This window comes from Fodinicola acaciae (assembly GCF_010993745.1).
GTDB classification, from domain to species: domain Bacteria; phylum Actinomycetota; class Actinomycetes; order Mycobacteriales; family HKI-0501; genus Fodinicola; species Fodinicola acaciae.
Window position 1 is genome coordinate 2529039 of record NZ_WOTN01000001.1, and the last position, 26299, is coordinate 2555337.

Consider the following 26299-nt stretch of genomic DNA (forward strand, 5'->3'; position numbering starts at 1 on the left):
CATTCGTCTTACCGCCGCTTCACGCCTCACCAGGCAGAGTCCTCCTCAACACCGCCGAACGGGGCGGCGGGGATAGAAGGAGGCGAAGGCAGTGGCACTCCAGTTGGTGGAAACCTGGCAGGACGCCGAGGCGACCGTCTCGACGGACCTGGTGCGCACATATCTGAACGGCATCGGCAAGACCAAGCTGCTCACCGCGGCCGAGGAAGTCGAGCTCTCCAAGGCCATCGAGGCGGGTCTGTACGCCGAGGAACGACTCGACCAGGGACGCGACAGCGACCCGCAGCTGGTCGCCGACCTGCGGACCATCGTCGGCGAAGGCGCGGCGGCCAAGGCCCGGCTGCTGGAGGCCAACCTTCGGCTCGTGGTGAGCATCGCCAAGCGCTACACCGGTCGCGGCATGGCGCTGCTGGACCTGATCCAGGAAGGCAACCTCGGCCTGATCCGCGCGGTGGAGAAGTTCGACTACACCAAGGGCTTCAAGTTCTCCACGTACGCCACCTGGTGGATCCGCCAGGCGATCACCCGGGCGATGGCCGACCAGTCGCGCACCATCCGGCTGCCGGTCCACCTGGTGGAGCAGGTCAACCGGCTGGTACGGGCCCGCCGCGAGCTGTCCGTCGAGCTCGGCCGGGACGCCAGCATCGAGGAGATCGCGGCCAAGCTCGAGGTGGAGCCGGCGCGGGTCGTCGAGCTGCTCGGCTATGACCGCGAGCCGGTCAGCCTGGACCAGACCGTCGGCGACGACGGCGAGACGCTGCTCGGCGACTTCATCGCCGACAGCGACCCCTACCTGCCTGGCGACGGCATGGCCTACGGCCTGCTGAAGAACGAGGTGCGCAGCGTCCTGGAGTCGCTGACGCAGCGCGAGCGCGACGTGGTGGTGCTGCGCTTCGGTCTCGGCGACGGACGCACTCGTACGCTGGAGGAGATCGGCCGCGAGTTCGGCCTGTCCCGCGAGCGGATCCGGCAGATCGAGAAGTCGTGCATGAGCAAGCTGCGCGACCCGTCCCGCTGCGACCGGCTGCGGGCCTTCGCCAGCTAGCGTCGGAAGGATCGCATGGCCCCCATGCTTGCGTTGGACGCAAGCATGGGGGCCATGCGGCCTTACGCCAGCGACGCGAGCACGTCCTTGGCGGTGACGGCGAGCGGCGTGGCGGGCAGGCCGGCCGCGCGCGCTTTGACCATCGACCGCTGCTGAGTCGACCACATCGACTTCGGCCGTACGAGCGGGAAGTACGGCGGACCTGGCCGTTCCGCCACCGGCACGATCTCGACGGTCGTGCCGGCGACCTCGGCGCAGACCTGGATGAGACCGGCCAGCGTCACCGGATCCGCGGGTCCGGCCGCGTTGTACGCGCCGGGCCGGCCGTCGGCCAACAGTTTCCGTACGAGCACGGCCACATCGCGCACATCGACGATCTGGGACGGCTGGTCGGGGTCACCGGGCAGCTCCACCCGGCCGCCACGGGCCGCCTCCCGGACCCAGTGCGGAAACGAACGCGACTCGTCGTGCGGGCCGGCGACCTTGCACGGACGCACTATGGTGGCGCGATCGCCATATCTGGCAACGATGTCGTCCTCACAGGCGACCTTCGCCGGACCGTAGGTGTCCTCGGTCAGCAGCTCCGGATCGCGGACCGGCACGCGCCGCGGCGTGTCCTCGTCGTTGTCCGGTCCGATCCCCTCGCGCTGGTAAACCGCGTGGCTGGAGACGAATAGATAGCGGCCGACGCGGTCGCCGAGCACCTCCATCGCCCTGTCCACGTGCCGCGTGACGTATCCGCTGACATCGACGACCGCGTCCCAGCCGTCGTTTTCCAATGACGCGTAGTCATCCGTGTCACGGTCGCCGATCCTGCGCTCCACGCCGGGGAAAAGCTCGGTGCCGGTCCTTCCCCGGCCGAAGATCGTGACCTCGTCGCCGTTGCGCAACGCCTCCTCGACGATCGCTCGCCCGACGAACGCCGTCCCACCCAGCACCAGAATCCGCATGATCACGACCGTACTAACCTCGGTGACATGCAGCAGCATCACGTACGTCCCGACGGCATGCCGCCGGTCAACGGATACAGCCACGCCGTCGCGTACGACGGCCGGACGGTGGTGATCTCCGGCCAGGTGCCGTTGGACGCCGGCGGAAACCTGGTCGGCGCCGACGACCCCGAGGCGCAGATCGAGCAGGTTTTCGGCAATATCAGGAAAGCCGTGGAGGCCGCCGGCGGCACGATGGCCGACATCGTGAAGATCACCGTGTTCCTGACCGACCTCGCCGATCTCCCGGTGTTCCGGGCCGTACGCGACCGGCACGTCTCGCTGGACAATCCCCCGGCCAGCTCGCTGGTGCGAGTCGCCGGCCTGGTCGACCCGCGGTTTCGCGTCGAGGTCGAGGCGATCGCCGCGCTGTGAGGCTCGCCGCGCGTCATCGAGCGGCGAGCCGACGGATTTCCGTTACGCGGCCGCGAGATGCGCCGACAGGAAATGGTCGTTCAGGGTGTCACCGACGTACGGTGTGTTTCCCAGATAGTCCTGGTGCGGCTCGCCATAGTCGACGTTCCAGTAGCCGGTGACCCGGAAACAGTTGCCAAAGGTCTGGAAGGCCGAGATCAGGTATCCCCAGTTCGACGGCAGGATGCCGTCGATGTTCGCGATCCGGTAGCCGGCCGCGTCGCACGGCCCGTCGTTGCCGAGAATGTCCGTGCAGAAGGCGGGGTTCGGGCTGCTGGCCGGACATCCGGCGTAGTTCGCGTTGACGTAGACCCGGATGAGCCGGGTCCCGGCGAGCTCGATCGAAGCCAGGTCGGCGCGATCGGTCGAGCATTGTTTCCTGATGACCCGGGACACCTGGCCGTTGGGGCCGGATTTCGAGATGACCGCGGCACAGTACGTCGGAGAGTACGTCACAAAGGACGCGTACGACGGTGCCGTCACCGCGACGACACCGACGATCGCGGCGACGAGGAACAGCAGTCGTCTGAGGATTCTTGCCATCTGACCTCATCCCTCTGAGTAGCTGGGTACGAGAACTGGACCTTGGTAAATGTACTCATCCGGAATATCGGGGCAATTCACAGAAGTAACGAGTCGATCGTGCTAAACGTCAATAAATTGCCGGATGTTTACCGGCGGCGCGGACGGCCATGGGAATGGAAAACGAGGGCATTTCCATCGAACGGCCGTCGGTTGCCGGTTACGACCAGAGCTTGCGCGGGCCGTGGTCGGGCCGCGCAGCCGGCGGACCGAGGCGTACGGACGCGTGCAGCACGGAAAATCCGTCCGGCCTCGCCAACACCGGACGCAGGGTGAGGTGGCGGATCTCCGGTGTGTCGTCGGCCAGCATGCCGATCCGCAGCATGAGGTCGGAAAGGGCGTCCGCGTCGACCGGTGTCGCGCCGCGGTGACCGAAAAGCAGCGGCGCGGCGAGCGGCGCGCGGACCAGGTTGGCGGCGTCGACGTCGGTGACCGGGATGGCGCGCCAGGCCAGGTCGCCGAGCAGCTCGGTCGCCACGCCGGCCAGACCAAAGCCAAGCACCAGGCCGAAAGACGGGTCGTCGACCACCTCGACCAGGCACGCGACGCCTGGATCCACCATGCCCTGCAGCAAAACCGCCGGATCGGCGCCGGAGGCGGCCAACACGTCCCGGATTCGCGGATATGCCGCGGAAAGCTCACCGGGTCCGCCGATGTCCAGCCGGACCATGCCGAGGTCGATGCGGTGTCGCAGCTCGTCGTTGGACGCCTTCAACGCCACCGGATAGCCGAGCGAGTCGGCCGCCGCCAGCGCCTCCTCCAAACTGCCGCAACGCACCGACGGTTGCACGGATATCCCATACGCGCCAAGCAGATCCGCCGCGGCCTGGTCGCTCATCTGGATGCCATCGGGATGTTCGGAGAGATGGTGCCGCGCATCCCATTTGTGCACCACGACCCGCGCGCCAGCGACGTCGACACCGGACCGGCCCGGCAGCGTTCCGGCCGGCGCTCGCCGCCAGTCGGCGTAGTTGGCGACCAGGCCGAGCGCGTGCACGGCCTCCTCCGGTGAGGCGTACGACGGCACCGAGCCTCGGTCTGTGTGTCCGCCGCGGCCGCGATAGCGCAGCCGCTCCGGCACGCCTTCGGCGGCCAGGAACGTCGACACGACCGGTTTTCCGCAGTCTCCGACGGTTTCCTTGAGCACGTTCGCGTAAGCCTCTGCCGACGTCGCCAGCGCGGGCACGAAAACCGCGACCAGCGCGTGGACGTTTTCGTCGGCCACCGCCGTCCGCAGCGCCGCGGCGAAGTCCTCCGCCGACGCCTCCGGTCCGATGTCGACCGGCGAGCCGTCGGCGACCCGCAGCGACTCGGCCGCGCAGGCGTCTGCGGCGAGCACGCCGAGCGCCGCCGAGTTGCCGACGATCGCGACCGTACGGCCGGCGGGCAGCGGCTGGTATGCCAGGATCTGCGCCACGTCGAACAGTTGCGACACGGTGTTGACCCGGATCACGCCGGACTGCGCGAAAAGTGCCTCGATGCCGCCGTCGCTGACGCTCGGACCGAGACCGGCCAGCGCCGGCGGCGGCGTGGAGCTTTTCACCGCGACGACCGGCTTACGGCGCGCCAGCCGCCGCGCGACGCGCGCGAACTTCCGCGGATTTCCGAAGGATTCCAGGTAAAGCAGCACCACGTCGGTGCTCGGATCGTCGAGCCAGTATTGCATCAGGTCGTTGCCGCTGACGTCCGCGCGGTTGCCGGCACTGACCACAGTGGACAGTCCGATGCCGCGCTGCTCCGCCTGGTCGAGCAACGCGATGCCAAGCGCACCGGACTGGCAGAAGAAGCCGACGCGCCCGCGCAACGGCAGAGTCGGCGCCAGCGACGCGTTCAGCCGTACGTCCGGATGGGTGTTGAGAACACCGAGACAGTTGGGCCCGACCACTCGCATTCCGTTGGACCGTGCGGAAAGCACGATCTCCCGCTCGGCTTTCCGCCCTTCCGGGCCGATTTCGGCAAAGCCACCCGAGACGATCACCAGCCCGCGTACGCCGGCGCGGCCGCACTGGCGTACGACCTCCGGCACCGCCGCGGCCGGCACGGCCACCACGGCCAGGTCGACGCCGCCGGGGATGTCCGTGACAGCGGCGAAAGACGCCTGGCCGGCGACCTGGCTGCGGCGCGGGTTGACCGCGTACACCGGGCCGGCGAAGCCGGCCTCGCGCAGGTTTTCCAGCAATACCCGGCCGGCGACCGCCTCGGTCGAGCTGGCGCCGATCACCGCCACCGACCGCGGCGCGAGCAGTCTGGTGATCGACGCCGCCTCGCTGCGCTGCTCGCGCTGCCGCGACACGTCGATGGATTTCGAGGTCTCGCCGACATCCCACTCCAGGTGCACGACGCCGTCGTCGTACGACCGCGCCACCGTGTAGCCGGCGTCGCTGAAGACGCGCATCATCGTGTAGTTGGTCGGCAGCACCTCGGCGACGAACCGCCGGATGTGGTTTTCCTGCGCGGCGGCGGCAAGATGCTCCAACAGCACGGATCCGATGCCGCGGCCCTGGTGCGTGTCCTCGACGACGAAAGCGACCTCGGCGTCGTCGGCGGAGATCCGGTCATAGCGGCCGATCGCGATCAGGTCGTCGCCCAGCTCCACGACGAAAGCCTCGCGGTCGACGTGGTCGACGGTCACGAAACGCTTCAGGTCGCGCTCGGGGATCCTTGGATACGGTGAAAAGTAACGCAGATAGCGCGTACGGTCGCTGAACCGCGAGTGCAACGCGACCACCTGGTCGGCGTCCGACTCCCGGATCGGTCTGATGTGGACGGTGCCGCCGTCGGACAGCAGCACGTCGGCGGCGCGGTGGTCGGGATAACCGGCCATGATGTCCTCAGTCCCTCGGGTCGTCCGGGTCGAGGCCGTGCAGCGGATAGACGGCGCGGCGGGTCGCCAGTACGGCACGGTCCACGCTGTCACCGCCGCGCTGCCACGGCGTGAACTCCGTGTTGCCACCGTCGGTCATCGTGAGCGGCACCCGCGCCGACGGCCGCCTTTCGGCGGCCAGCTCACGCCATTTGTCCGGCGTCTGGATCTGCCCGTCCAGCGGCTTCCCGGTGACCGTGGCGAGCAGATGCGTCCACGCGCGCGGCACGACGCCGACGATGCCGTATCCACCGCCACCAAAACACACCCATTTCCCGCCGGTCAGCTCCTCGGCGAGTTTTTCCATCGCCAGATAGGAAGCGCGCTGTCCGTCGACGGTGAGACGCAGGTCGGCCAGCGGATCGACGGCGTGCGTGTCGCAGCCGCACTGGGTGAGCAGGATTTGCGGCCGGAAAGCCCGCAGCAGGCTCGGCACGACCGCGTGGAACGCCCGCAGCCACTCGGTGTCGCCGACGCCAGGCGGCAGCGGCACGTTGACGGCCATCCCCTCCGCGCCGCCGGCCCCGACCTCCTCGGAGAAACCGGTGCCGGGGAAAAGCGCGAGCGGTGTCTCGTGCAGGCTGATCGTGAGTACGCGCGGGTCGCTGTAGAACGCGGCCTGCACGCCGTCGCCATGATGCACGTCGAGGTCGACGTATGCGACCCGCTCGGCGCCGAGGTCGAGCAGCCGCGCGATCCCCACCGCCACGTCGTTGTAGACGCAGAATCCGGAGGCCGACGAGCGCATCGCGTGGTGCAGGCCGCCGGCGATGTTGGCGGCGCGCAGCGTACGGCCGGACCACACCGCCTCCACCGCGGCCAGGCTGCCACCGCAGACCAGCGCGGACGCCTCGTGCATGTGGTCGAAGACGGGGTTGTCGGGCGTGTTGAGGCCATAGCCGGTCCAGAACGGGTCGTACGGCGCCGCCCGCACGGCCCGCAGATACTCGGCGGAGTGGACCCTGAGCAGGGCCTCCTCCGTCGCCGGCTCGGGGACCACCAGCTCGACGCCGTCGCGGTCCAGCACGCCGAGCTCACGCGCCAGCGCGACCGTCAGCTCCACCCGCACCGGATCGAGCGGATGCTCGCCGAGGTCGTAGCCGAGCAGGGCCGGGTCCCACACCAGCGCGGTCTGCATGCCCGTATCCCACCACGCCGCGCCGTCCAGCGCACGCAAGGTCGCATGGCCACCATGCTTGCGCTGGACGCACGCATGGTGGCCATGCGGCCAGTCAGTCGCCGGTGGCGACCGGGCGCGAGGGTTCGGAGATCCAGTCGCTGAACGAGCCGGCGTAGAGCGCGGGCGCGGTGTCGGCCAGGCCGGCGGCGTGGATGGCCAGGATCGTACGCGCGGCGGTGATGCCGGAGCCGCACGAGACGGCCACCGGCGCGGACCCGTCGACACCGGCCCGCGTGTAGCGTTTGGCCAGCTCAGCCGGCTCGCGGAGGAGTCCGTCGGCGGTGTAGTCGTCCTGCCCGGGCACGTTGACGGCACCGGGGATGTGGCCGGCGACCGGGTCGAGCGGCTCGAACTCGCCGGTGTAGCGGTTGTGCGCGCGTACGTCCATCAACACGCCGTCGCGGGCCGCGGCCGCCGCGCCGTCGGCGTCGACCAAAGGCATGCCGCCTGGACGTACGACGAAGTCCGACGGCTCGACGCTCACCGGCTCGTCGCTCGTCTCGCCGGTCCACGCCGACCAGCCGCCGTCGAGCACGTACACCTCCGGATGACCGGCCCACCGCAGCATCCACCACGCGCGCCCGGCGGCCAGTCCGTCGCCGGCGTCGTAACAGACGATCGGCCGGTCCACGGACACGCCAGCCTCGCGTAATCCCTGTTGCAGAGCCGAAATCTCCGGCAGCGGATGCCGGCCGCCGGAGCCTGTCGCGGGTCCGGAGAACACCGTTTCCAGGTCCACGTAAACGGCACCGGGGAGGTGCCCGGCGGCGTACTCCGGCCGGCCGTCCGGACCGCCGAGATGCCAGCGGACGTCGAGCAACCGCGGCGGCTTCGGGCCTGCCAGCATGGCCTGCAGCGCGGGTGTCGAGACGATCGGGGAACGGGACATGGGATCAGTCTCGACCAAGCTGGTACGGGTAGGCTTGGCGGGGCGGGAGGAGGCACGCGGTGAACGACCTTATTGACACCACTGAGATGTATTTGCGCACCGTCCTCGACCTCGAGGAGGAAGGCATCACGCCGCTGCGCGCGCGGATCGCCGAGCGTTTGCACCAGAGCGGACCGACGGTCAGCCAGACCGTGGCGCGGATGGAGCGCGACGGGCTGGTCCGGGTTTCCGGCGACCGGCACCTGGAGCTGACCGACGAGGGCCGCCGCCGGGCCATCTCGGTGATGCGCAAGCACCGGCTGGCCGAGCTGCTGCTGGTGAACGTGATCGGCCTGGAGTACGAGGCCGCGCACGGCGAGGCGTGCCGGTGGGAACACGTGATGAGCGACGCGGTGGAGCGCAAGGTGTACGAGCTGCTCGGCCGGCCAAAGGTGTCGCCGTACGGCAACCGGATCCCCGGCCTGGACGAGCTGGACGAGCTGATCACCGACCCGGTCGAGCCGGAGCCGGCGGTCAGCCTGGACAGCGTACGCGACGAGAATCCGGTCATCGTGCGGCGGATCTCCGAGCTGCTGCAGGCCGACGAGCGGATGATGGAGCAGCTGCACAGCGCCGGTGTGGCGCCTGGCGCGACCGTCACGGTGTCGCGGATCGACGGCGGCATGCAGGTCGCCAACGGCGACCGTACGGTGGCGCTGCCGCGCGAGGTCGCCAACCTGGTGTTCGTCGGCGCTTCCTGACACAGCAAAGAAAAGCGGGCCGCCGGAAACCCGGCGGCCCGCTTTTTGCTTACCGCGACACCTTCTCCGCGACGGCGAGCCGCGATTTGCGTGCGCCGTAGGCGAAGTAGAGCACCAGGCCGGCGACCATCCAGATCAGGAACCGCAGCCAGGTCCACACCTGCAGGTTGAGCATCAGCCAGAGGCAGAACAGGATCGCCAGGGTGGCGACCACGCTGACCGCCGGCACCTTGAACTTGCGCGGCAGCTCGGGCCGTTTCTTGCGCAGGACCCAGACACCGGCCGACACCACGATGAACGCGAACAGCGTACCGATGTTGACCATTTCCTCCAGGTCGGAGATCGGGATCGCGGCCGCGAAGATCGCGACGATCACGCCGATGGTGATGGTGATGTAGACCGGCGTGTTGGTCTTGGGGTTGGTCCTGGCGAACGTACGCGGCAGCAGGTTGTCGCGGCTCATGGCGAACAGCACGCGGCTCTGGCCGAGCAGCAGCACCATCACCACGGTGGTCAGGCCGCAGAGCGCGCCGACCGAGATGATCTGGCTGGTCCAGGTGACGCCGTGTGCCTTGAACGCGTCGGCCAGCGGCGCCGCCGACTTGGGGTCGATCTTGGTGTAGTTCTGCATGCCGGTGACGACCAGCGAGACGGCGCAGTAGAGGACCGTACAGATCAGCAGCGAGCCGATGATGCCGCGCGGTACGTCACGCTGCGGGTTGCGGGTCTCCTCGGCCGCGGTCGCCACCACGTCGAAGCCGATGAACGCGAAGAACACCAGCGACGCGCCGGCGAAGACGCCGAACAGGCCGAACGCCGTGCCGGCGCCGCCGGTCGCGACCTGTACGAGCGTGCTGTGGAACAGGTCGGTGGTGCCGGCCGGGACCGCCTGGGTCGGCGGCAAAAACGGCACGTAGTTGGACGGCACGATGTAGAACAGGCCGGCGACGATCACCAGCAACACCACCGCGACCTTGATCGAGGTGATCACCAGCGACACCCGGCTGGACAGCTTGGTCCCCAACGCCAGCAGCGTGGTCAGCACCGCGACCAGCAGGAACGCACCGAAGTCGATGGTCGCCTTGGGTCCGGCGAACCAGTCCGGCACCGGGATGCCGAAGCCCTGCAGCGTGTTGAGCAGATAGCTCGACCAGCCCTTGGACACGGTCGCCGCGCCGAGCGCCAGCTCCAGCGCCAGGTCCCAGCCGATGATCCAGGCGACGAACTCGCCGAGGGTGGCGTACGAGTAGGTGTACGCGCTGCCGGCCACCGGGACCGTCGAGGCGAACTCCGCGTAGCACAGCCCGGCGAAGCCGCACGCGATCGCCGCAAGCACGAACGACACCACGATCGCCGGACCCGACGTGGTCGCCGCGGCCCGGCCGGTCAGGATGAAGATGCCGGCGCCGATCATGACCGCGACACCGAAGACGGTGAGATCCAGCGCGCTCAGGCTCTTCCGTAGCCGCGTCTCCGGCTCGTCGGTGTCCGAGACGCATTGCTCGATCGTCTTCGTGCGCAGGAGATTCATATGTGTCGCCCTCTTTCGTGGGGAACTTGTGGACGCACTATCGCAAATCCGCCGACTCGACGCACGTAGACGTCCGACGAAAAGGACAAAGCCTCTGTAACGAAATGGCAACGTATCGACGGGGAAGCGGTCGGCCGGTGACCGAGTGCACCAAAGCGGACATTCGACCCAGGTCAGGGTTTGGTGAGTGCGCGGCCCAGGGAGGTGAGTGTGTAGAGCATCCGATGGCCCTTACGCCGGCTCGTGGCCAGCCGGGCGTCGCGCAGGATCGTCAGGTGCGCGGAGATGGTGGCCGGGCTCATTCCCAGTCGCGCGGCCAAAGCGGTGGTGGTCACCGGCTCGGTCAATGTGCACAGGACGCTTGCGCGCGTACGGCCAAGCAGCGCCGCGAGGGCCGCTGGTGCACTGTTTTCCGGTCGTTGCCAGAGGTTTGCGATGCCGCGGGTGGGATAGACGAGCGTCGGCTGCCACGAGATGTCGGTGATGACCGAGACGGCCGGCCAGGCGAAGACGCTCGGCACCATCACGAGTCCGCGCCCGGCCAGTGTGCGTTCGTCGTCGACGCCGTCGATCACCAGTCGACCTCCGGTCCACCGTACGGCCGGGTGCAGGTCGGCGATGAGGAGTTCGATGCCGCCGCGGGTGAGCCGGTCGGCGCGGTAGGCGATGTCGCGGTCGAGGGTTTCCCGGATCCGCGGCCAGTCGGGTTCGACCAGCAGGTGCCAGCAGGTGCGGATTTCCTCGATGAGTGCGGCGACCGCGCGGGCCGGGTCGTCGACGAGGTGGTCGAGCGCCGGTTGTCCGGCGGCGACCCGGCGGAGCTCGGCGCCCACCCGGTCCGGAGGCGTTTTCCGTACGCGGTCGAGCTCCTGGTCGATGTCGGTGGCCGGACGTTCCGGTGGCGGCGTCAGGAAATCGGGGGTGTAGCCGCGCCGCGGCATGAGCAGCGGCAGGACACCGGTTCGTATCCCGGCGAGGTGACGGGAGGCTGCCGGCAGCCACGGCAGGTGGACGGTGTGCCGCTCCGGCAGCAGCAGCGTACGCACCGCCGCCAGCGTCTCCCAGAGTGGCGAGATCGCGAATCGGCAGCGCATCAGGTCGGCCGTTGCGATGGTGAGCGTGATCGGCACAGCCGACCGTAACATTCGACACCGCTCGAATCTTTGGCCTACCTGCGGCGCTGTTGCCGATAGTGCCGGCATGCACCCAACCGACACCGGCGAGCGACTGTGGACCGCGCCGTACGCGGTGCTGTGTGTGGCGACCCTCGGGTATTTCACCGCCAGCGGGATGATGATGCCGGTGTTGCCGCGGCTCGTCGTCGGGCCGCTGCACGGGTCCGCGGTGGACGTGGGTGCGGCCGCGTTGACGTTTGGCGTGGCGACACTGGCGGCCCGGATCCCGATGGTGCGGCTGGCGGCGCGCTGGTCCGAGCGTTCCGTACTGACCGCCGGATGCCTGTTGCTGGTGGCGGGAAGCCTCCTGCTCCTGGTGCCCGTACTGCCGGCGGTGTTCGGCTCGCGGCTGCTGATCGGCGCCGCCGACGCGGCCTTCTACACCACCTCGGTCGACAGCGCCTACCGGCTGGCGCCGCGGATCCGGCGAGCCTCGGCGGTCAGCTACCTGAGCCTGACCGTGTACGTCGGCTTGCTGGCCGGGCCGGTCGCCGGCGAGGCGATCCGGGTGCGGTTGGGGTTCGACGCGGTCTGGACGGTGGCGGCGCTGGTGGCGGCGGGCTCGGCGGTCCTGGTCGGCCGAGGGCCGGCCACACCGGCGGCAGCAGTCACCGGACCGGTCGAGAAAGTGGCGTGGCGTACGGGAATGTCGGCACAGCTGGCGTTGCTGGCTTTTCTTTTCGTTGTCTGCACGTACGGCACCGACGGCTATCTCTTGTTCGTCCCGCTCTATGCCGAAAGTCTCGGCCAACCCGATGCGACCGTCTATTTCGTCGCGCTGATCGGTTCGACGCTGCTGCTGCGGCCGGGCGCGGCTCGCTGGCTGGACCGATCGCGGCCGGAGCCGACCAGTTTCCTGGCGTTGGCCGCCATCACCGGCGGCCTGCTCGTCGTGGCGGTCGCGGTCAGTCCGGCGGGCCTGCTGGCGGGCACGATCCTGCTCGGCTGCGGCCAGGCACTCGGCTTCCCCGCACTGCTGCACCTGGCCGCAGGCCGGACCGCCGCGGGCCAGCGGACGCTCGTCATCGCGGTCGCGACGGCATGCAACAGCGCCACCTTCGGCTTCGCTGGACTCACCCTCGGTCCGATCGTGCAGGTGGCCGGCTTCGGCGCCGCCTTCCTGACCTGTGCCGGCATCGGCGCGGCCGGCCTGGTCGCGCTCACCCTGTCCAGTTTTCGCCGCGTACGAACGTAGGAGGAGATCAGAATGACCGACCGACTGGACCGCTATGCGGCGGCTGTGCTGGACGTCGGGTTGGGACTGCGACCCGGCCAGCGACTGGCCGTCAACGCCCACATCGAGCACGCGCCGCTGGCTCGCGCGCTGGCCGACGGCGCGTACCGTCGCGGCGCCCACTACGTCGACATCTGGTATTGGGATCCGTACGCCAAACGGTCGCGAATCCGCCACGCACCCGAGGAAACGCTGGCCTGGACACCGCCCTGGCTGGATCACCGGTACGAGCAACTGGCCGCCGACGGCGGCGCGCTGGCCATCATCGCCGGCGACCCCGAGCCCGACCTGCTGACCGGCCTGGACGGCCGCCGCGCCGGACTCGACCGGATGCCGGCACTGGCCTCCCGCTTCCGCGTACAACAGCTCGCCGAGGTGTCCTGGACCATCGCCTGCTATCCGACGCCAGCGTGGGCCAAGGCGGTGTTCGGCACCAGAGACACCGAACGGCTGTGGACCTACCTCGAGCGGTTTCTTCGCCTGGACCAGCCCGATCCGGTCACCGCGCTGCGGCAGCGACTGGACACACTGCGGACAAGGGCCAAGCAACTGACCGCGCTGCGCCTGGACGCCATCCACTACCGCGGAGACGGCACGGATCTGACCGTCGGCCTGATCCCCGGCGCACATTGGGAAATCTCGGAACTGACCGGCCCGACCGGTGAACCGAACGTGGTCAACCTTCCCACCGAGGAGGTCTACACCACTCCCGACCGCCGCCGGGCCGACGGCCACATCACCTGCACCCGGCCGCTGGCCTTACACGGCACGATCGTCCGCGACCTCCGGCTGACGCTGACCGACGGCGTCATCACCGACGTGTCCGCCTCGACGGGCGCCGACGTCGTACGCGCCGAACTCGCCGTCGACGACGGCGCCAGGCGACTCGGCGAACTCGCGCTCGTGGACGCCAGCTCCCCGATCGGCCAGTCCGGAGTCACCTTCCTGGAGACACTGCTGGACGAGAACGCCACCTGCCACCTCGCCTGGGGAGCCGGCATCCCGAGCGTCCTGCCCGGCTGGAGAGACCTGACCAGCGAGCAACGACAGGACCGCGGCGTCAACCTGTCCCGTACGCACATCGACTTCATGGTCGGCGGCCCCGATCTGACCGTCACCGGCATCCACCACGACGGCAGCACGACCGAGCTGCTCCGCGGCGAACAATGGCAACCGAGGGCTAGGTGAGTTTGGCCGCGATGCGACCATTCTTGGCATGGTCTCCGACATCCCTCAGGTCGTCCGCGACGGCCGGCATTGGCGGCTCGGCACGCCGGCGGAGGTGGCGTGGATCGAGGCCGGCACGGCGGTCGGCCTGGCGATCACCTCGGCGATCCCTCCCGTGTTCGAGGCGTACGCGACCATCCTGATTCCCGAGGCGGTCGACAATCAGGTGGAACGCCACGAATCCGCACTGTTGTCGGTGTTGCGCGAGCATTCCGCGGACCAGCCATGGTGGCTCGGCTACCTGGACACCGGCGCCGACGAGGTCGTGTTCGCCGACGCACCGCGGGTGAACCTCTACGCTGAGTGGCCGTACGTGCTGGTCATGGCCGGACCGGACCAGGCGGCGACCTGGCGGCGGTGGGACTGTGGCTCGTTCTGGTTGGGACATCTACCCAACCTGATGTTTCCGGCCGACCGCGGCTGGCTGCTCTCCACTCTGTGGGACGACGACTGGACCTGCGTCGGCGGCAGCGCCGCGCTGGTCGACGCGCTGACCAGCCACCCGGAGCTGCGGTCGCTGTCCCGGCAAGTCACCCTCGACCAGGACGCCACGCCACCGGGCCATCGGGCTATCTAGCCCAGGTGTTTCACGGATTTGGGTGACACGGGCTTGAGATGGGCGAGAGTGCCTGTCCTGTAAGAGAAACTGGGCTTGTCGAAGGTCCAGTGTTCGCTGACGGGAAGGCACTCCGCAGGTGGAGCGTAGCAAGCCGGCGCGGGTCCGGATCTGACGAAGGAGTTGATCATTGACGCGGATGCCATCTACGCCTGAACCGCGACTGGCGATGGACAACCGCCCTGGTGGCAGCGTTCACCCGCCAACGCGCCGCATTCGGTCACACCTAACCCAAAACCAACGCCCCTCCAACCAAGAGGACGCGGAACCCGCTACCCGGTGCGACAACCGGGCCTTCACAGAGCCGCAACCACGAAAATTCCATCAAAGCCCCAAACACACCACCACAAGATCAACTACCATCCGCATGTAGGGTCGAGGACTGGCGCGGTCGCAGTCGTTGGCGGTAGGTCACGAAGCCATTGGCACCATGCAGTTTCCTGCTGGTTGTTCTTCTTCGTGTCCGTTGCCAGGGTGCGCCGATTCCAGTCCCCGCCCATCGAACCGTGCGTGCGGTTCTCCCGCACAAGGCTCACCGACGCCGTTCACCGCCGGGATCCGGTCACGAATCGAAGGAATCGACAACGGCCGCTGCTCATCCGACCTGCCAGGTTTAGGAATGAACACCCGACGAGCCGGCAACGGCCGATACACACCCTCCCTCAGATCACTTGTCAGCTCGTCAAGAAAACGGTCCACGCCGTACTCCTCGACAGCAGCCAACGTGGTCCTGTCGACGCCCGGCGCGCCGCCGTTGCGGCGCACCACAAACCACGCCCGCCACAGAACATCCCTGCGCGGTGGGACTAGCCGAAACGGCACTCACCGGGCTCCTCCTTGATCAGACACAACGCATCGACGAAGCAGCGGCCCTTCCCTCACCGGTGGTTATGTTGTCCACCCGGCTCAAGCAGTACTACGACCGCCTCCGACGCCCACCCGGCTAGCAACTCACTTCCCGAGATCATCGGTTATAGAGCGCCCCGCTCCGGCGAGAACCATCCGCAGATCACCGGGCCGGGGAGGGCCTCACCAGTTCCCGCCGCCACTATCTGAACGTTCCGCACCTCATACGCCGAGGAGTTCTTCAGCGCCTGCACATCCAGGTCTTCAGCACCTTCCATGGCCTTCACCCTGATTTCGGGGGCTCGGCACTCCCTCTACCCACCCCAAAAGGCAGGCCCCTAACGACGCCGCAAGTTTCGCGTCATGCCACGGACCACTCAGTCGCTCCCCCAACAGGGCTTTCGACACCGGGCTTCAACCCGACCCGTTTCCAGACCAAGCCGCCAGTCTGCTACCGGGCCCTCCTGACAGCTACCCGGACCGGACTCACACCGGCAAGCGACAACGAGCTGACAACCAGAAATCACCTACACAAGGCCACCTCCAGCCTGCTGGTCGTACGAAAAAGTGAGGCTAGCGGGGTCACCCTGAAGAGATAGCAGTAGAGTCTATTGCAATCCAACGCGCGCGCTGCGATTTGCGTTGCACGGCAACGGAAACGCACGACCCTGGCGATCCGGTTTGTCGGTCGGTTTGGTATTGTTGGTGGCATGACCACTCCTTCATTTCAGCCGGCGGGTGATCCGTCGTTGCTGTCCGGCAAGGAGGAGTTCGCGGCCGCGTTGCGGTATGCGGAGCAGGCGGTGCGTACGGCCAAAGCCGCGCTTCTGGCGGTGGTGAAAGCCGCCGATGACCAGACGATCACGACGAAGTTCGGGCACGCCGACACGGCCGCGTTCCTGGAGGATTTCATGAAGTTCTCCCCCACCGAGGCCAGCCGATGCGTGCAGCGCGCACGGACATTCTGCGGCAGCCGCGCACTGGCCACCGGTGAGAAGCTGGCGCCACAGTTGGAATACGCCGGCGAAGCGATGCGCCGCGGCGAGCTTGCCGATTCGCAGTTGGACGCGATCCGCACGATTATCACCAAGTTGCCGCGCCGGGTCGGTATCCAGGAGCGGCGGTTCGCCGAGAAAACGTTGGTCGACGCGGCATCGCAGTTGCGTGTGCGTGAGTTGCACCAGCTCGGCAACCGCGTCCACGGCCACCTCGACCCGGACGGCACCATGCCGTCGGAAGAGGAGAACGCCAAGCCGCGCCGAGAATTGTATTTGCGCACCGGCACCGATGGTCGGCTCGCCTTCCGCGGCAGCCTCGATGCCGAGACCGGCAGCCTGATGCAGGAAATCCTGTCACCGCTGGCCAAGCCACGCACCGACGACAAAGGCAAAACCAAAGACCGCCGCTCGGCCGCCGAGCGCAACGGCGACGCGTTGGCCGATGCGCTGAACCTGATCGCGGACAGTGAGAAGCTGCCGATCCAGGGCCGCGAGCGCCCGCACCTGACCATCACCTTGTCCTGGGACATGCTCAGAGAGAAGCTCGGGCAGGTCCGCGCGTACGAAAACACCGTCCTCAGCCCCGAAGCCGCCCGCCGGCTAGCGTGCGACTGCGACATCACTCCACTGGTGCTCGGCACCCAAAGCGAAGCATTGGACGTCGGCCGCACCGAACGGCTGGTCACCGACGAGCTGCGCAAAGCGTTGATCGCGCGTGACCGCGGCTGCGCGATGATCGGCTGCACCCGACCCGTACGCTGGACGAAAGCCCACCACGTGCGGCACTGGGCCGACGGAGGTGAAACCTCCATCGACAATTGCGTGCTGCTGTGCGAATTTCACCACCGACAGATCCACCACGGCGACTGGCAAGTCCAGATCGTCGACGGCGTGCCGGAATTCATTCCACCGCAGTATGTGGACTTCGAGCAAAAGCCGCTGCGAAATACCTACCACCTGTTCAACTGAACAGAACAGGTGGCCCCTCACCCCCAAACCAGATCATCGAGTCAGGTAACGAAAACAGCGCTTCCTTCGTTACCTGCTCCTCCCCCGCATGCATGCGATGTTCTACAACTTCGCCGATGGCGAGGTGGCCCGCCACATTCCGAAGGCGCGGATGGCAGCTGTCGTCGAGGGCCTGCACGACCGTGGCGTGGTGGACCCGGCAGACCAGGGAGCGGATCGAGACGCTCACCGAGGAGCTGGCGGCGCCGGCGTACGACGTGCTCAGCGCGGACGAGCTGGTCGCGGGACTCGTGCCAATCGCCATCAGGAGGTGAGGTGTTGGCCGAGCCAGCCGAACGCGTGTGGGGCCATGTTCTGCCAGGCGGCCGTGCTGTGCCCGCCGGTCGCGATGAGAGCGACGGTCACGCCGTCCGGTGCGCGTACGGCTTTGGCGAAGGCGAGCGCGGCGGTCAGGTCACCGTGGTGGTCCTTGGCCGCGGAGACGAAGAACGTCAGCGGTGCGTGCGGCCGGTGTGCGACCGACCAGAGCGGGCTGTTCAGCCGCCGCGCCGCGGCGTCGCCGTGGTAGAGGTCGCCGGTGGACGCGTCGGTGATGGCGGTGAAATATCCGGAGAGGCTGATCGCCTTGGAGAAACGCCGCGGGTGGCCGATCGCCAGGTTCGCCGCGCAGAACCCACCGGTCGAATAACCCATCACCGCCCAGCCGTCGCGGTCGGTCCGTACGCGGAACCGCGCGGCCACGGCGTCCGGGACGTCCTCGCCGAGGTAGGTGCCGGCGCGCGCGCCGCCGACCGCGTCCACGCACTCGCTGTCCCGCGGATGGTCGGGGTCCTGGCGCGGCATCACCGCGAGAACGGCCGGCATCCGTCCAGTGCGGATCTGCCTGTCCAGGACCTCCTTGAGCCGCAGCCGGTCCGGCCAGATCCGTGGCGTGCCGGGATAACCGGTGAGCAGCATGACGACCGGAAAACGCCGCTGCGCCTGGTCGGGGTGGAAGTAGGAACCCGGAACGTACGCGACGCCGGCGAGCCGATAGCCGGTACGCCGGCCGACCAGCGTGACGTTGACGATGCGACTCCGGCCGGCTTCGGTCCTGTCGATGGCGGCCGTACGCGCCGCACTGCCGGTCGGCGCCGGCCCCGGCCGTGTCGGCCGGGCCGACTGGTCGACGACCACCTGCACGTGCTCCGAGCGGTCCTGGACTCCGAACAGCGCCGGCCAGGTGGTGTAGAACTGCTGGTTGACGTTGATCACGGCCCCGAGGCTGACCAGCACCAGCAGCTCGATGGTGAAGGTGGCGACGAGGCGGCGGGCGAGCCGCCAACGTCGCACCTGCCAGGTCACGGCGGCGACGGCCGTCGCGATCACGGTCAGGTTGAGCACGATCGCAAGGAAAACCCAGCTGCTCGGCCCGATCATCCCAGCGCCATCCCACCTCCACGGATCAGTCCAGCCTGCCTCGATCCGGTGCGGGATGCCTACGTCGGCGGACGGTCATGATCCAACCGGCTGGCGGGGGTCGTATCCGCCGTACGACCGATCGAACCCGTCAGCTCATCACCGGGCCGGCGACGGCGGCGCCAGCGATCTTCAGCCCGGTCTGCGGATTTTTCTGTGCTGGCTCGGCGTTGCCGTTCGACCATGGCGCCGGTCGCTGGACGGGCTGCTGACCGAACTGCTGCTGTACGGCCCTACCGCCGTAGGGGTGCGCCGGCCGGTCGGATGTCCCACGCTGGCTGGCAGGCTGGCGCGGAGCTCGAAGCCACCCTCGGTCGTCGGGCCGGCGGACAGGCTGCCACCGAGCAACTCGACGCGCTCGCGCAGGCCGACGAGCCCATACCCGCCGTCGCGTCTGGCGCGTACTTCCGTGCGTTGGTCAGGGCTTCCTGCACGGTCCGGTCCGCCGCGCGTTCCAGCGTTTCCGGCCACGTGCGGGTGGCGATGGCGTCGGCCACGTCCAAACTGGCCGACATTCCGCTGTGCTCAACCAACGATGACAGGTCAGCCAGCCGCGACGCCGGTGCCGGGTCGATCGCGATCAGGCTGACCTGGTGCGACACCACGTCGTGCATTTCCCTCGCCAACGCGGCACGTTCCTGCGTACGAGCGGCGGCCGTGAGCAGCTCGCGTTCTCGTTGCGCCGCTTGGCGGACGCGTACCAACTGGGCCGCCAACTGCCGGCGAGTACGCGCCAACAGCCGACCAACAACCACCAGCGCCGGCCGAAGCCAGCTTGGCCAGGATCGCGCTGACATACTCCTTCACCGTCGGCGTGGACAATCCCAGCCTGCGGGCGATCTCCGGCTTCGGCAGTCCCAGGACCACCAGGCGGAGCACGTCCTTCTCGCGGGCTGTCAACGCGTACGGCGACTCCGCGGTCGACCCCAGCGCCGCCGAATTCAGTTTGGGTGACCGCGCTGGGTCCATCTCCGGTCTCTACCGTCGTCGGGAAGCGGCCGCCAAAAGGCCGGCGTCGTGTACGTGACCACGGCAAGCTGCCGGCAATATAAGGACATGACCGACGACGATCCCGCGTTCATGTCCGCTCTCACCACCGAGCATTTCGTCCTTCAGACCGCCGCGAGCACGGCTTCCAGCGAGGAGTCGACAAGAGCCACCTTGTACGTGATGGCGTTGTCCAGCTCGCTGGTGGCCCTCGGCTTCACGGCGCCACCGTCGCCGGCGTTCACGCCGCTCGCGGCGACCATCCTGCCGGCGCTGGTGATTCTCGGCCTGTTCACCAGCGTGCGGCTGGTCGACACCGGCGTACAGAACATCCTGTGCCGCAGCTCGATGGCACGCATCCGGCGCTATTACCGCACCCTGTCTCCACAAGCCGACGCCTACATCATCGCCTGGGCCGGCTCCGCCGAAGACGACCCGGTCGCGGCAGCCGCGGCCACCCTCGGCATCGGCCGGCGGCGCGACTGGCTCGTCGGCTTCTTCACCATCGCCACGATGGTCGCCGCCATCAACAGCATCGTCACCGGCGCGGGCGTCACCCTGCTCGCGGCCCAAGCGCTTCCGCTCGTCGCGGCGCTGGTCCTCGGCCTGCTTGCCGCGATCCTCCACCTCACCGCGTTCTACCTCTACCAACGCCGCCGCTATCGCAACCGCCCGACGCTGCCCGCCCTACCCGACTGACCGCCGGTCGGCACATTCGACGCTGGTCCATCCACGGGTTGAGGCCACGGTTCGAGCCACCGGTTGATGTGTCACCCGACCGCCGCGCGTACGGTCAGGTCGTCCGTGTTTCTCGTCATCGGGACAGTGACATGACGATCCGTATCCTCGGCCTGTTGTTTACCGCCAGCGCATTGGTCTGGCTGGTCGGCGAGGCGGGCCTGCAGATCGTCCAGTATTTCCGTGGCGGGCGGGTGAAGACCACCGAGTGGCGCAGCTTCGCCGTCCTCACCGTCGCCGGTGTCATCGCGGCGATCGCGGCCAACCTGCTGGCACGGCACGTACGACTGCCGATTTTCCCGACGCGTACGGTCGCGTTGGCGCTGGCGCTGCCGGTTTTCTGGGGTGGGATCGCGTTCCGGCTGTGGGCAATCCGGACACTGGGCCGGTTTTTCCGCGGTGTCGTCCATATTCAGGAGGACCACCAGGTCGTGGAGGCGGGGCCGTACAGGATCCTCCGGCATCCGTCCTACACCGGCCTCCTGCTCGCCATCATCGGCGTCTGCCTGGCCGCCGACAATGTCGCCGTTTTCCTGGTCGTCTTCCTGGTCGTAGTCGCCGCCCTGCTCTATCGCATCCATGTCGAGGAACGGACTCTGCTGCGGGAACTCGGCCAGCCGTACGCGGACTACGCCGCACAACGGTCACGGCTCATTCCCGGCATCTGGTAACCGCGCCGGCACCCGTTTCACCGCCAACATCCTGCTATCGCGGAAAATCCACGCACGGCATAGGCTGGCCGTCATGTTTTCTTGGCTCGCGTACGGTGGCGTCTCCAGCGCGGTGGTGCTGGCGCTGCTGCCAAGTCCGGCCGGGGTCGGCGACCCGGTTTTTCCGTCGTACGGCAACAATGGATATCAGGCGCGGCATTACGCCATCGACGTGACGTATCGGCCGGCTGACGGCCTGCTGACCGGCGTCACCGCGATACAGGCGTACGCAACGGAATCTCTGTCGCGATTCGACCTGGATCTGGTGTTGACGGCGACGTCGGTGACGGTCGACGGACAGCCGGCGCGGTTCCGCCAGTACGTGATTTCCGGCAATGGCCAGCATGGCGGGAAGTTGGAGGTCACTCCGGCGCGGTCGATACGGCGACATGCCGCCATGACCGTCGTCGTGCGATATGCCGGCACGCCGGAAAAACTGACGATCGACGGCACGAATCCCTGGTATCGGACGCCCAGTGGCGCCGTCGTGGAGGGTGCGCCGGAGGCCGCGGCCTGGTGGTTTCCGAGCAACGACCACCTCGGCGACAAGGCCGACTATTCCGTCTCGCTGACCGCGCCGAGCGACCTGGTCGGTGTCTCCACCGGCAGTCTTGTCAGTCAGCGGACCACGAATGGCTGGACCACGCGCCGATGGCGGGAGACCGCACCAATCGCGACCTACCAGGTCTTCGCCGCATTCGGCAACTATCGGATCATCACCGGTCACAGTGCGACCGGGATCCCGTTGATGTACGCGATATCCGCCAACCCCGGCCCCGGCGGGGAGGCCGCCAAACGCGACATCCTGCATACCGGTGACGTGCTCGACTGGCTCGTCAGGCAGTGGGGCCCTTATCCGTACGCGTCCGGCGGCGGCGTACTGACCGACAACACCTGGGCCGGCCTGGAGACCGCGACCCATCCGATCTACGGCGACTATGTGTGGACCGACAAGTTCAAGAAGCCATTCCCACAGTGGAACGTCGTGGTGCACGAGAACGCGCACCAGTGGTTCGGCGACAGCGTGACGCCGGCGGACTGGCGATATTTCTGGCTGTCCGAGGGCTTCGCCACCTACAGTGAATGGCTGTGGTCCGAACAGCACGGAAATGACAGCGCCGCGACCGCTTTTGCCCAGATGTGGAGCAGATTCCCAGCTGGCAGTCCATTGTGGACGATTCACATAGGCGCGCTCCGCGACTATCCGGAGTGGGCCAGCGGCGCCGCGTACTTCCGTGGCGCCATGGCGCTCCAAGCGCTACGCGTACGACTCGGCGACGCGACCTTCTTCCGCCTCATGCGCGGTTGGGTTGCCTTACATCGCAACGGAAATGTCACCACCACGCAGTTCACCACGTTGGCCGAGCGGATCAGCGGGCAGGACCTGACCGGCTTTTTCCAGGCGTGGCTCTATACTCCGCGCCGCCCCGATCCCACTCCGGAGAACGGCATCCCGGTCGGCTAAGCGCCAGGATCAGTCCCTGGACGCTGTCGTCATCAGCGACTCGATGACCGTCGAACCTGGCGCCCCGTGGGCGTCGACGACGCGGGGGTGTCGCGCGCGGAAGCTCCGAAGGAGATCGCGCGGCTCAAGCAAGGCAGCGGCGGCGACCTGCTCATGTTCGGTAGTGCGACGACCTGGAATCCGCTGCTCGCGGAGGGGCTGGTCGATGAGTTGATCGTCCTCGTCGGTCGGCTCTCCTCGGTGACGGATCCAAGCTGTATTCGGGATCGCGGGCAGGCCTGAAACTGCTCACCGCCCGCGTACGCCCCGATTCGCGGCTGGTCGAGCTACGCTATGACGCGACCGGCGCAGGAGACTGACTGAAACAACCGCCACCAGGCGCGGTGCGCACCGCATATTGTCGAGCATGTGGAGACTGGTCACCCGACGAGTTGGCCGTGCCGATCCTCGGCGCCGATCCGGCGGACACTTTTGCCGCCATACCGGCCGAGCGTGAGCCCGTCGTCCGTCGGATGCGACTGACAGTGTGCCCGAGTTGTTGATCACGGGATTGTCCCGCACTTTTGGTCCCGACATGCGGGAAATCCCATGATCAACAACCAACTCCCGGCATATCCGACGCGGAGATCCGTACTATCGTTGGGATTTCGGCGCCGCCGACGAATGGCACGGCGGTGCTGGATTTGTGGTGGTGAACCACATGACCGCATCGAGATAACGCGCCTTGTTGCCCGATTCGGGACCCGCGGGCGCGGGATTGTTCTGGGAGATCACGAATGCCAGCTGATGCCCGGGCGCCACCTTCCCAGTGAGCCTGAACGAGGTCGACCCGTCGGGTGCTCGGTCATTTCCCGCAGCCTCACCGGGTCGTCCAGGCGAGGACTCGGCCAGTTCTCGCCGCACCACTGTCCCGGCTGGAGGTAGTTGACGACCGACGGATATCCGGCCTCGGTCAGCTTGCGACCCAGCCCGTCGGCGTCACTCAGCTTGTTGATCGTCACGATCACGCTGCCATCGGCCTTCCGATCGACCGCGTACGCGGGGCTGGCGGACTGGCGACGGTGGCCGCTGCCGCCGCGGCCAACATCGCGGCGGCCTTCCGGAGAATCGGACTCAGCGAGCCGGACTTAGGATATCCGTCGATGGCGACCGCGGCCCGCAGGTCGAATCTCGCATTAAACGGGCGCCGTCGCGCAAGCCGACCTGATCAGAGGTGAATTGAGAAAAACTGATCGCCGGGCCGGGCGCCCACATTTGCGATGGGCGCGTCTCGTGCCGCGAGGGTGTCCTCGCCGAGGTCGAGCTTTTCCTGATAACCGCGGGCCTGTACGGCGAAAAGCTCGGCGTAATGGCCGCCGTAGGCGATCAGCTCGTCGTGGCTGCCTTTTTCGACGATCTTTCCGCCGTCCAGCACGACAATCTCGTCGGCCTCGCGGACCGCCCCCAGCCGATGTGACACCAGAAGGCTCGTACGATCCTGCCGATGCTGGCGCAGCCGTTGATGAATGTCATGCTCGGCTCTCGCGTCCAGACCCGAGCTCGGCTCGTCCAGGATCAGCAGGTCACGGCCGTCACGCAACAAAGTACGCGCCAGCGCGAGGCGTTGCCATTGCCCGCCGGAAAAGACGACGCCCGGCCCATCCTCGTTGACTCCGAGAAAACTGCGGCTGAGCATCGTGTCGTAGCCGGCCGGAAGGGCGGCGATCGGCTCGTCGACGCCGGCTCTTTCGGCCGCTCTCCGGATCTGGTCGCGATCGGCGTCCAGATCGCCGAGCCCGATGTTCTCCGCCGCGGTGAGATCATACGACATGAAATCCTGGAAGAGCACACCCATTCGCCGACGCAGCTCGGCCGGCGCAACGTCCCGCAGATCGACGCCGTCCCACTGGATCGAGCCACGGGTCGGATCGTAGAAACGGCACAGAAGTTTGACGAGCGTGCTCTTGCCGGCGCCGTTCAGTCCCACCAGCGCGATCGCCGCGCCCGCTGGAATTGTCAGGTCGACGCCCCGCAGCACCCACGGCAGGTTTTCGTCGTACCGGAACCAAACGTCCCGCAACTGGATCCCCTGCCGCAATGCCGGCAGTTTCCCGCCGTCGGTCACCGGCAGGTCCTGCGGAAGCGCCACGATGTCGTCGTGATATTGGAAAAACAGCAGCGCCTCGTGTCCGATCGCGAGGCTGTCGACCAAGCCGGCCATGGCCGCCTGCGTACCTGCCACCGCCGCGACGAAAGCGGTCACGTCGCCGAGGCTGAGACCGTTGTTCGCGGCAGAATGTACGGCCCAGAGCAGGCCGCCGCCGGCGACAGTCGCACCGAGCCCGACCAGCGCGGACTGGACCAGCGCGCTTCGCCGGTCGAGGCCACGCTCGGCGGCCTGTGTCCTTGCCAGTTCGCCGAAAAGCCGGTTCTTCAGGAAGTCGCCGAGCCCGAGCAGCCGCACTTCCTTGGCCGCCCGCACGTCGGTGATGAGCGATCCGTAAAGCGACTGGCGACGGGCCGTACTCGCCAGATCGGCGATCATCCGGGTCCGCCGCTTCGACAGCATCAGCCGGGCGATCAGCGACGGCACGGCCGCGGCAACGACCAGAACGGCCATCACCGGACTCAGGATCCAGAGTGTGACGAGCATGCTCAGCAAGGTGACAGCGCTGCGGCCGGCGGTGAACATCCCCGTCATCGCCGGCATCATCGACGTACCGTTGACGTGCGCGGCCATCTGCAGTTTGTCAAGTATGGCGGGATTTTCGAAGCGCGACAGGCCCTGGAAGCGGATAACCGCACTGTAGAGCCGATCCTGCATCGTACGGTCGATCCGCCGCCGCAACTCGCCCTGTACGTACGTCGTCACCTGCGGCAGCACGCCGGTCGCCACACCAATGACCGCGAGTGCCGCCGCCATCGCGAGCAGGGTGATTTCGGTGCGGTGCGCGACAATTCCGTCAACGACGACCTTGGTCAGCCAGGCCGTCGCGGTCGGCAGCAGACCGCTGACCAGGTTGACGATCAGGGCCAGGAACAAAAGCGGCCAGCCGGCCGCCCAGCAGAGCCGGAGCATCGCGGCCGCCTGGCGGCCGCGCCGGGGACGGGGTTGTTCTCCCGGCCGGACAAACGTCACACCGACACCTTGCCTGCCAGCCCCGCCGCTTCTGTTTGCGCCTGCACAACCGTACCGGTGTCGTCCAGCCGCAGGAATGTCGGATAGGCGCGGATGCCAAGGCCGCGGGCGAATTCGCCGGCGCTCACGCCGGCAAGAACGCTCGCATCGCCGAACTGCAGGGCCAGCAGGTTGTCTTCAGCGTCCCGCCCGGATATCACCGCCAGCGCACGTTGACCGCGCAGTGCCGCGGCGAAAATCGGCGCCTGCTCGTGGCAGGTTTCGCAGTCCACCGAAAAAAACCCGACTAGCGTCGGCGACGTGTCCGTGACATCCGGAATCCGCCGGCCCAGCAACTCGGACACGTCGTAGTCGGTCAGCCGCATGCCAACCGCCTTCCTCAGCTGTTCCAGTTCGGCCTGCTGCTCCCGCAATCGCCGCAGGACAGCGAAAACCAGCACCAACAGGACCAGGCAGAGCACTCCGACCAGCGTGACCGCGGCCGCGAGGATGGGCATCGGTTATCTCTCTCGCTTTCCGATCGTA

Annotated in this window: 24 protein-coding genes and 1 pseudogene; 12 read left to right on the forward strand and 13 right to left on the reverse strand. The window is 67.7% G+C overall.

Annotated elements, in window-relative coordinates; genetic code table 11:
- The first annotated feature begins 91 nt into the window (after positions 1–91).
- The gene (gene sigB / locus GNX95_RS11755; protein ID WP_163507120.1) at positions 92–1045 is read left to right on the forward strand and encodes an RNA polymerase sigma factor SigB; all 954 of its coding nucleotides are present in this window, start codon (positions 92–94) and stop codon (positions 1043–1045) included.
- A 62-nt stretch (positions 1046–1107) separates the two neighbouring features.
- On the opposite strand, the gene GNX95_RS11760 is transcribed toward sigB, so the two are convergent.
- Complete coding sequence (locus GNX95_RS11760; protein WP_163507121.1) at positions 1108–1995, reverse strand: NAD-dependent epimerase/dehydratase family protein; 888 nt, start codon at positions 1993–1995, stop codon at positions 1108–1110.
- Between the two features lie 27 nt (positions 1996–2022).
- On the opposite strand from GNX95_RS11760, the gene GNX95_RS11765 reads away from it, so the two are divergent.
- Positions 2023–2409 (forward strand): RidA family protein, encoded by a 387-nt coding sequence (locus GNX95_RS11765; RefSeq protein ID WP_163507122.1) that lies wholly within the window; start codon positions 2023–2025, stop codon positions 2407–2409.
- 42 nt (positions 2410–2451) lie between these two features.
- On the opposite strand, the gene GNX95_RS11770 is transcribed toward GNX95_RS11765, so the two are convergent.
- The 4 genes from GNX95_RS11770 to GNX95_RS11785 form a co-directional block, all read right to left on the reverse strand.
- Positions 2452–2991: a hypothetical protein gene (locus GNX95_RS11770; protein WP_163507123.1), complete on the reverse strand. Its 540-nt coding sequence runs from the start codon at positions 2989–2991 to the stop codon at positions 2452–2454.
- A 199-nt stretch (positions 2992–3190) separates the two neighbouring features.
- Positions 3191–5854, reverse strand: a complete 2664-nt coding sequence (locus GNX95_RS11775; RefSeq protein ID WP_163507124.1) for a bifunctional acetate--CoA ligase family protein/GNAT family N-acetyltransferase — start codon at positions 5852–5854, stop codon at positions 3191–3193.
- A 7-nt stretch (positions 5855–5861) separates the two neighbouring features.
- Positions 5862–7031: an acetoin utilization protein AcuC gene (locus tag GNX95_RS11780; RefSeq protein WP_163507125.1), complete on the reverse strand. Its 1170-nt coding sequence runs from the start codon at positions 7029–7031 to the stop codon at positions 5862–5864.
- Between the two features lie 94 nt (positions 7032–7125).
- Positions 7126–7962 (reverse strand): sulfurtransferase, encoded by an 837-nt coding sequence (locus tag GNX95_RS11785; RefSeq protein ID WP_163507126.1) that lies wholly within the window; start codon positions 7960–7962, stop codon positions 7126–7128.
- 59 nt (positions 7963–8021) lie between these two features.
- On the opposite strand from GNX95_RS11785, the gene GNX95_RS11790 reads away from it, so the two are divergent.
- Positions 8022–8702, forward strand: coding sequence for an iron-dependent transcriptional repressor DtxR (locus tag GNX95_RS11790; RefSeq protein WP_163507127.1), 681 nt, complete (start codon positions 8022–8024; stop codon positions 8700–8702).
- A 49-nt stretch (positions 8703–8751) separates the two neighbouring features.
- Here GNX95_RS11790 and GNX95_RS11795 read toward each other — a convergent pair whose 3' ends face one another.
- Both GNX95_RS11795 and GNX95_RS11800 read right to left on the reverse strand, forming a co-directional pair.
- Positions 8752–10233 (reverse strand): amino acid permease, encoded by a 1482-nt coding sequence (locus GNX95_RS11795; protein WP_163507128.1) that lies wholly within the window; start codon positions 10231–10233, stop codon positions 8752–8754.
- Positions 10234–10406: 173 nt separating this feature from the next.
- The gene (locus GNX95_RS11800; RefSeq protein WP_222853525.1) at positions 10407–11363 is read right to left on the reverse strand and encodes an ArsR/SmtB family transcription factor; all 957 of its coding nucleotides are present in this window, start codon (positions 11361–11363) and stop codon (positions 10407–10409) included.
- A gap of 70 nt (positions 11364–11433) precedes the next feature.
- Here GNX95_RS11800 and GNX95_RS11805 point away from each other — a divergent pair, with 70 nt between their 5' ends.
- The 5 genes from GNX95_RS11805 to GNX95_RS11825 all read left to right on the forward strand — a co-directional run bounded on the left by GNX95_RS11805 (position 11434) and on the right by GNX95_RS11825 (position 17612).
- The gene (locus tag GNX95_RS11805; RefSeq protein WP_163507130.1) at positions 11434–12603 is read left to right on the forward strand and encodes an MFS transporter; all 1170 of its coding nucleotides are present in this window, start codon (positions 11434–11436) and stop codon (positions 12601–12603) included.
- 12 nt (positions 12604–12615) lie between these two features.
- Positions 12616–13830, forward strand: coding sequence for an aminopeptidase (locus GNX95_RS11810; protein WP_163507131.1), 1215 nt, complete (start codon positions 12616–12618; stop codon positions 13828–13830).
- Positions 13831–13858: 28 nt separating this feature from the next.
- Complete coding sequence (locus tag GNX95_RS42470) at positions 13859–14446, forward strand: hypothetical protein (RefSeq protein WP_222853526.1); 588 nt, start codon at positions 13859–13861, stop codon at positions 14444–14446.
- Positions 14447–16041: 1595 nt separating this feature from the next.
- On the forward strand, positions 16042–17298 hold the full coding sequence (locus tag GNX95_RS11820; protein WP_163507132.1) for an HNH endonuclease signature motif containing protein: 1257 nt from the start codon (positions 16042–16044) through the stop codon (positions 17296–17298).
- Between the two features lie 116 nt (positions 17299–17414).
- A complete protein-coding gene (locus GNX95_RS11825; protein WP_222853527.1) occupies positions 17415–17612 on the forward strand; it encodes a hypothetical protein in 198 nt (65 codons plus the stop codon).
- On the opposite strand, the gene GNX95_RS11830 is transcribed toward GNX95_RS11825, so the two are convergent.
- The 3 genes and pseudogenes from GNX95_RS11830 to GNX95_RS43110 all read right to left on the reverse strand — a co-directional run.
- Positions 17602–18717 (reverse strand): alpha/beta hydrolase, encoded by a 1116-nt coding sequence (locus tag GNX95_RS11830; protein ID WP_163507133.1) that lies wholly within the window; start codon positions 18715–18717, stop codon positions 17602–17604. The two genes, GNX95_RS11825 and GNX95_RS11830, sit on opposite strands and share 11 nt — an antisense overlap.
- A gap of 272 nt (positions 18718–18989) precedes the next feature.
- Positions 18990–19553: a histidine kinase gene (locus GNX95_RS11835; protein ID WP_246281575.1), complete on the reverse strand. Its 564-nt coding sequence runs from the start codon at positions 19551–19553 to the stop codon at positions 18990–18992.
- Positions 19554–19587: 34 nt separating this feature from the next.
- Positions 19588–19725 (reverse strand): annotated as a pseudogene (locus GNX95_RS43110) (hypothetical protein); the annotation flags it as partial.
- An 87-nt stretch (positions 19726–19812) separates the two neighbouring features.
- On the opposite strand from GNX95_RS43110, the gene GNX95_RS11845 reads away from it, so the two are divergent.
- From GNX95_RS11845 to GNX95_RS11860, 4 genes are all read left to right on the forward strand, one after another.
- On the forward strand, positions 19813–20442 hold the full coding sequence (locus GNX95_RS11845) for a hypothetical protein (protein WP_163507136.1): 630 nt from the start codon (positions 19813–19815) through the stop codon (positions 20440–20442).
- A gap of 131 nt (positions 20443–20573) precedes the next feature.
- Entirely contained in the window at positions 20574–21152 is a 579-nt protein-coding gene (locus tag GNX95_RS11850; protein ID WP_163507137.1) for a methyltransferase family protein, read from the forward strand.
- 73 nt (positions 21153–21225) lie between these two features.
- A complete protein-coding gene (locus tag GNX95_RS11855) occupies positions 21226–22656 on the forward strand; it encodes a M1 family metallopeptidase (RefSeq protein ID WP_163507138.1) in 1431 nt (476 codons plus the stop codon).
- Between the two features lie 66 nt (positions 22657–22722).
- Positions 22723–22938, forward strand: a complete 216-nt coding sequence (locus GNX95_RS11860) for a dihydrofolate reductase family protein (protein ID WP_163507139.1) — start codon at positions 22723–22725, stop codon at positions 22936–22938.
- A gap of 488 nt (positions 22939–23426) precedes the next feature.
- Here GNX95_RS11860 and GNX95_RS11865 read toward each other — a convergent pair whose 3' ends face one another.
- From GNX95_RS11865 to GNX95_RS11875, 3 genes are all read right to left on the reverse strand, one after another.
- The gene (locus GNX95_RS11865) at positions 23427–23663 is read right to left on the reverse strand and encodes a hypothetical protein (protein ID WP_163507140.1); all 237 of its coding nucleotides are present in this window, start codon (positions 23661–23663) and stop codon (positions 23427–23429) included.
- A gap of 200 nt (positions 23664–23863) precedes the next feature.
- Positions 23864–25774, reverse strand: a complete 1911-nt coding sequence (locus tag GNX95_RS11870; RefSeq protein ID WP_222853528.1) for an ABC transporter ATP-binding protein — start codon at positions 25772–25774, stop codon at positions 23864–23866.
- Positions 25771–26271: a TlpA family protein disulfide reductase gene (locus GNX95_RS11875; protein ID WP_163507141.1), complete on the reverse strand. Its 501-nt coding sequence runs from the start codon at positions 26269–26271 to the stop codon at positions 25771–25773. The genes GNX95_RS11870 and GNX95_RS11875 overlap by 4 nt, the downstream gene beginning before the upstream one ends.
- Positions 26272–26299 lie beyond the last annotated feature (28 nt).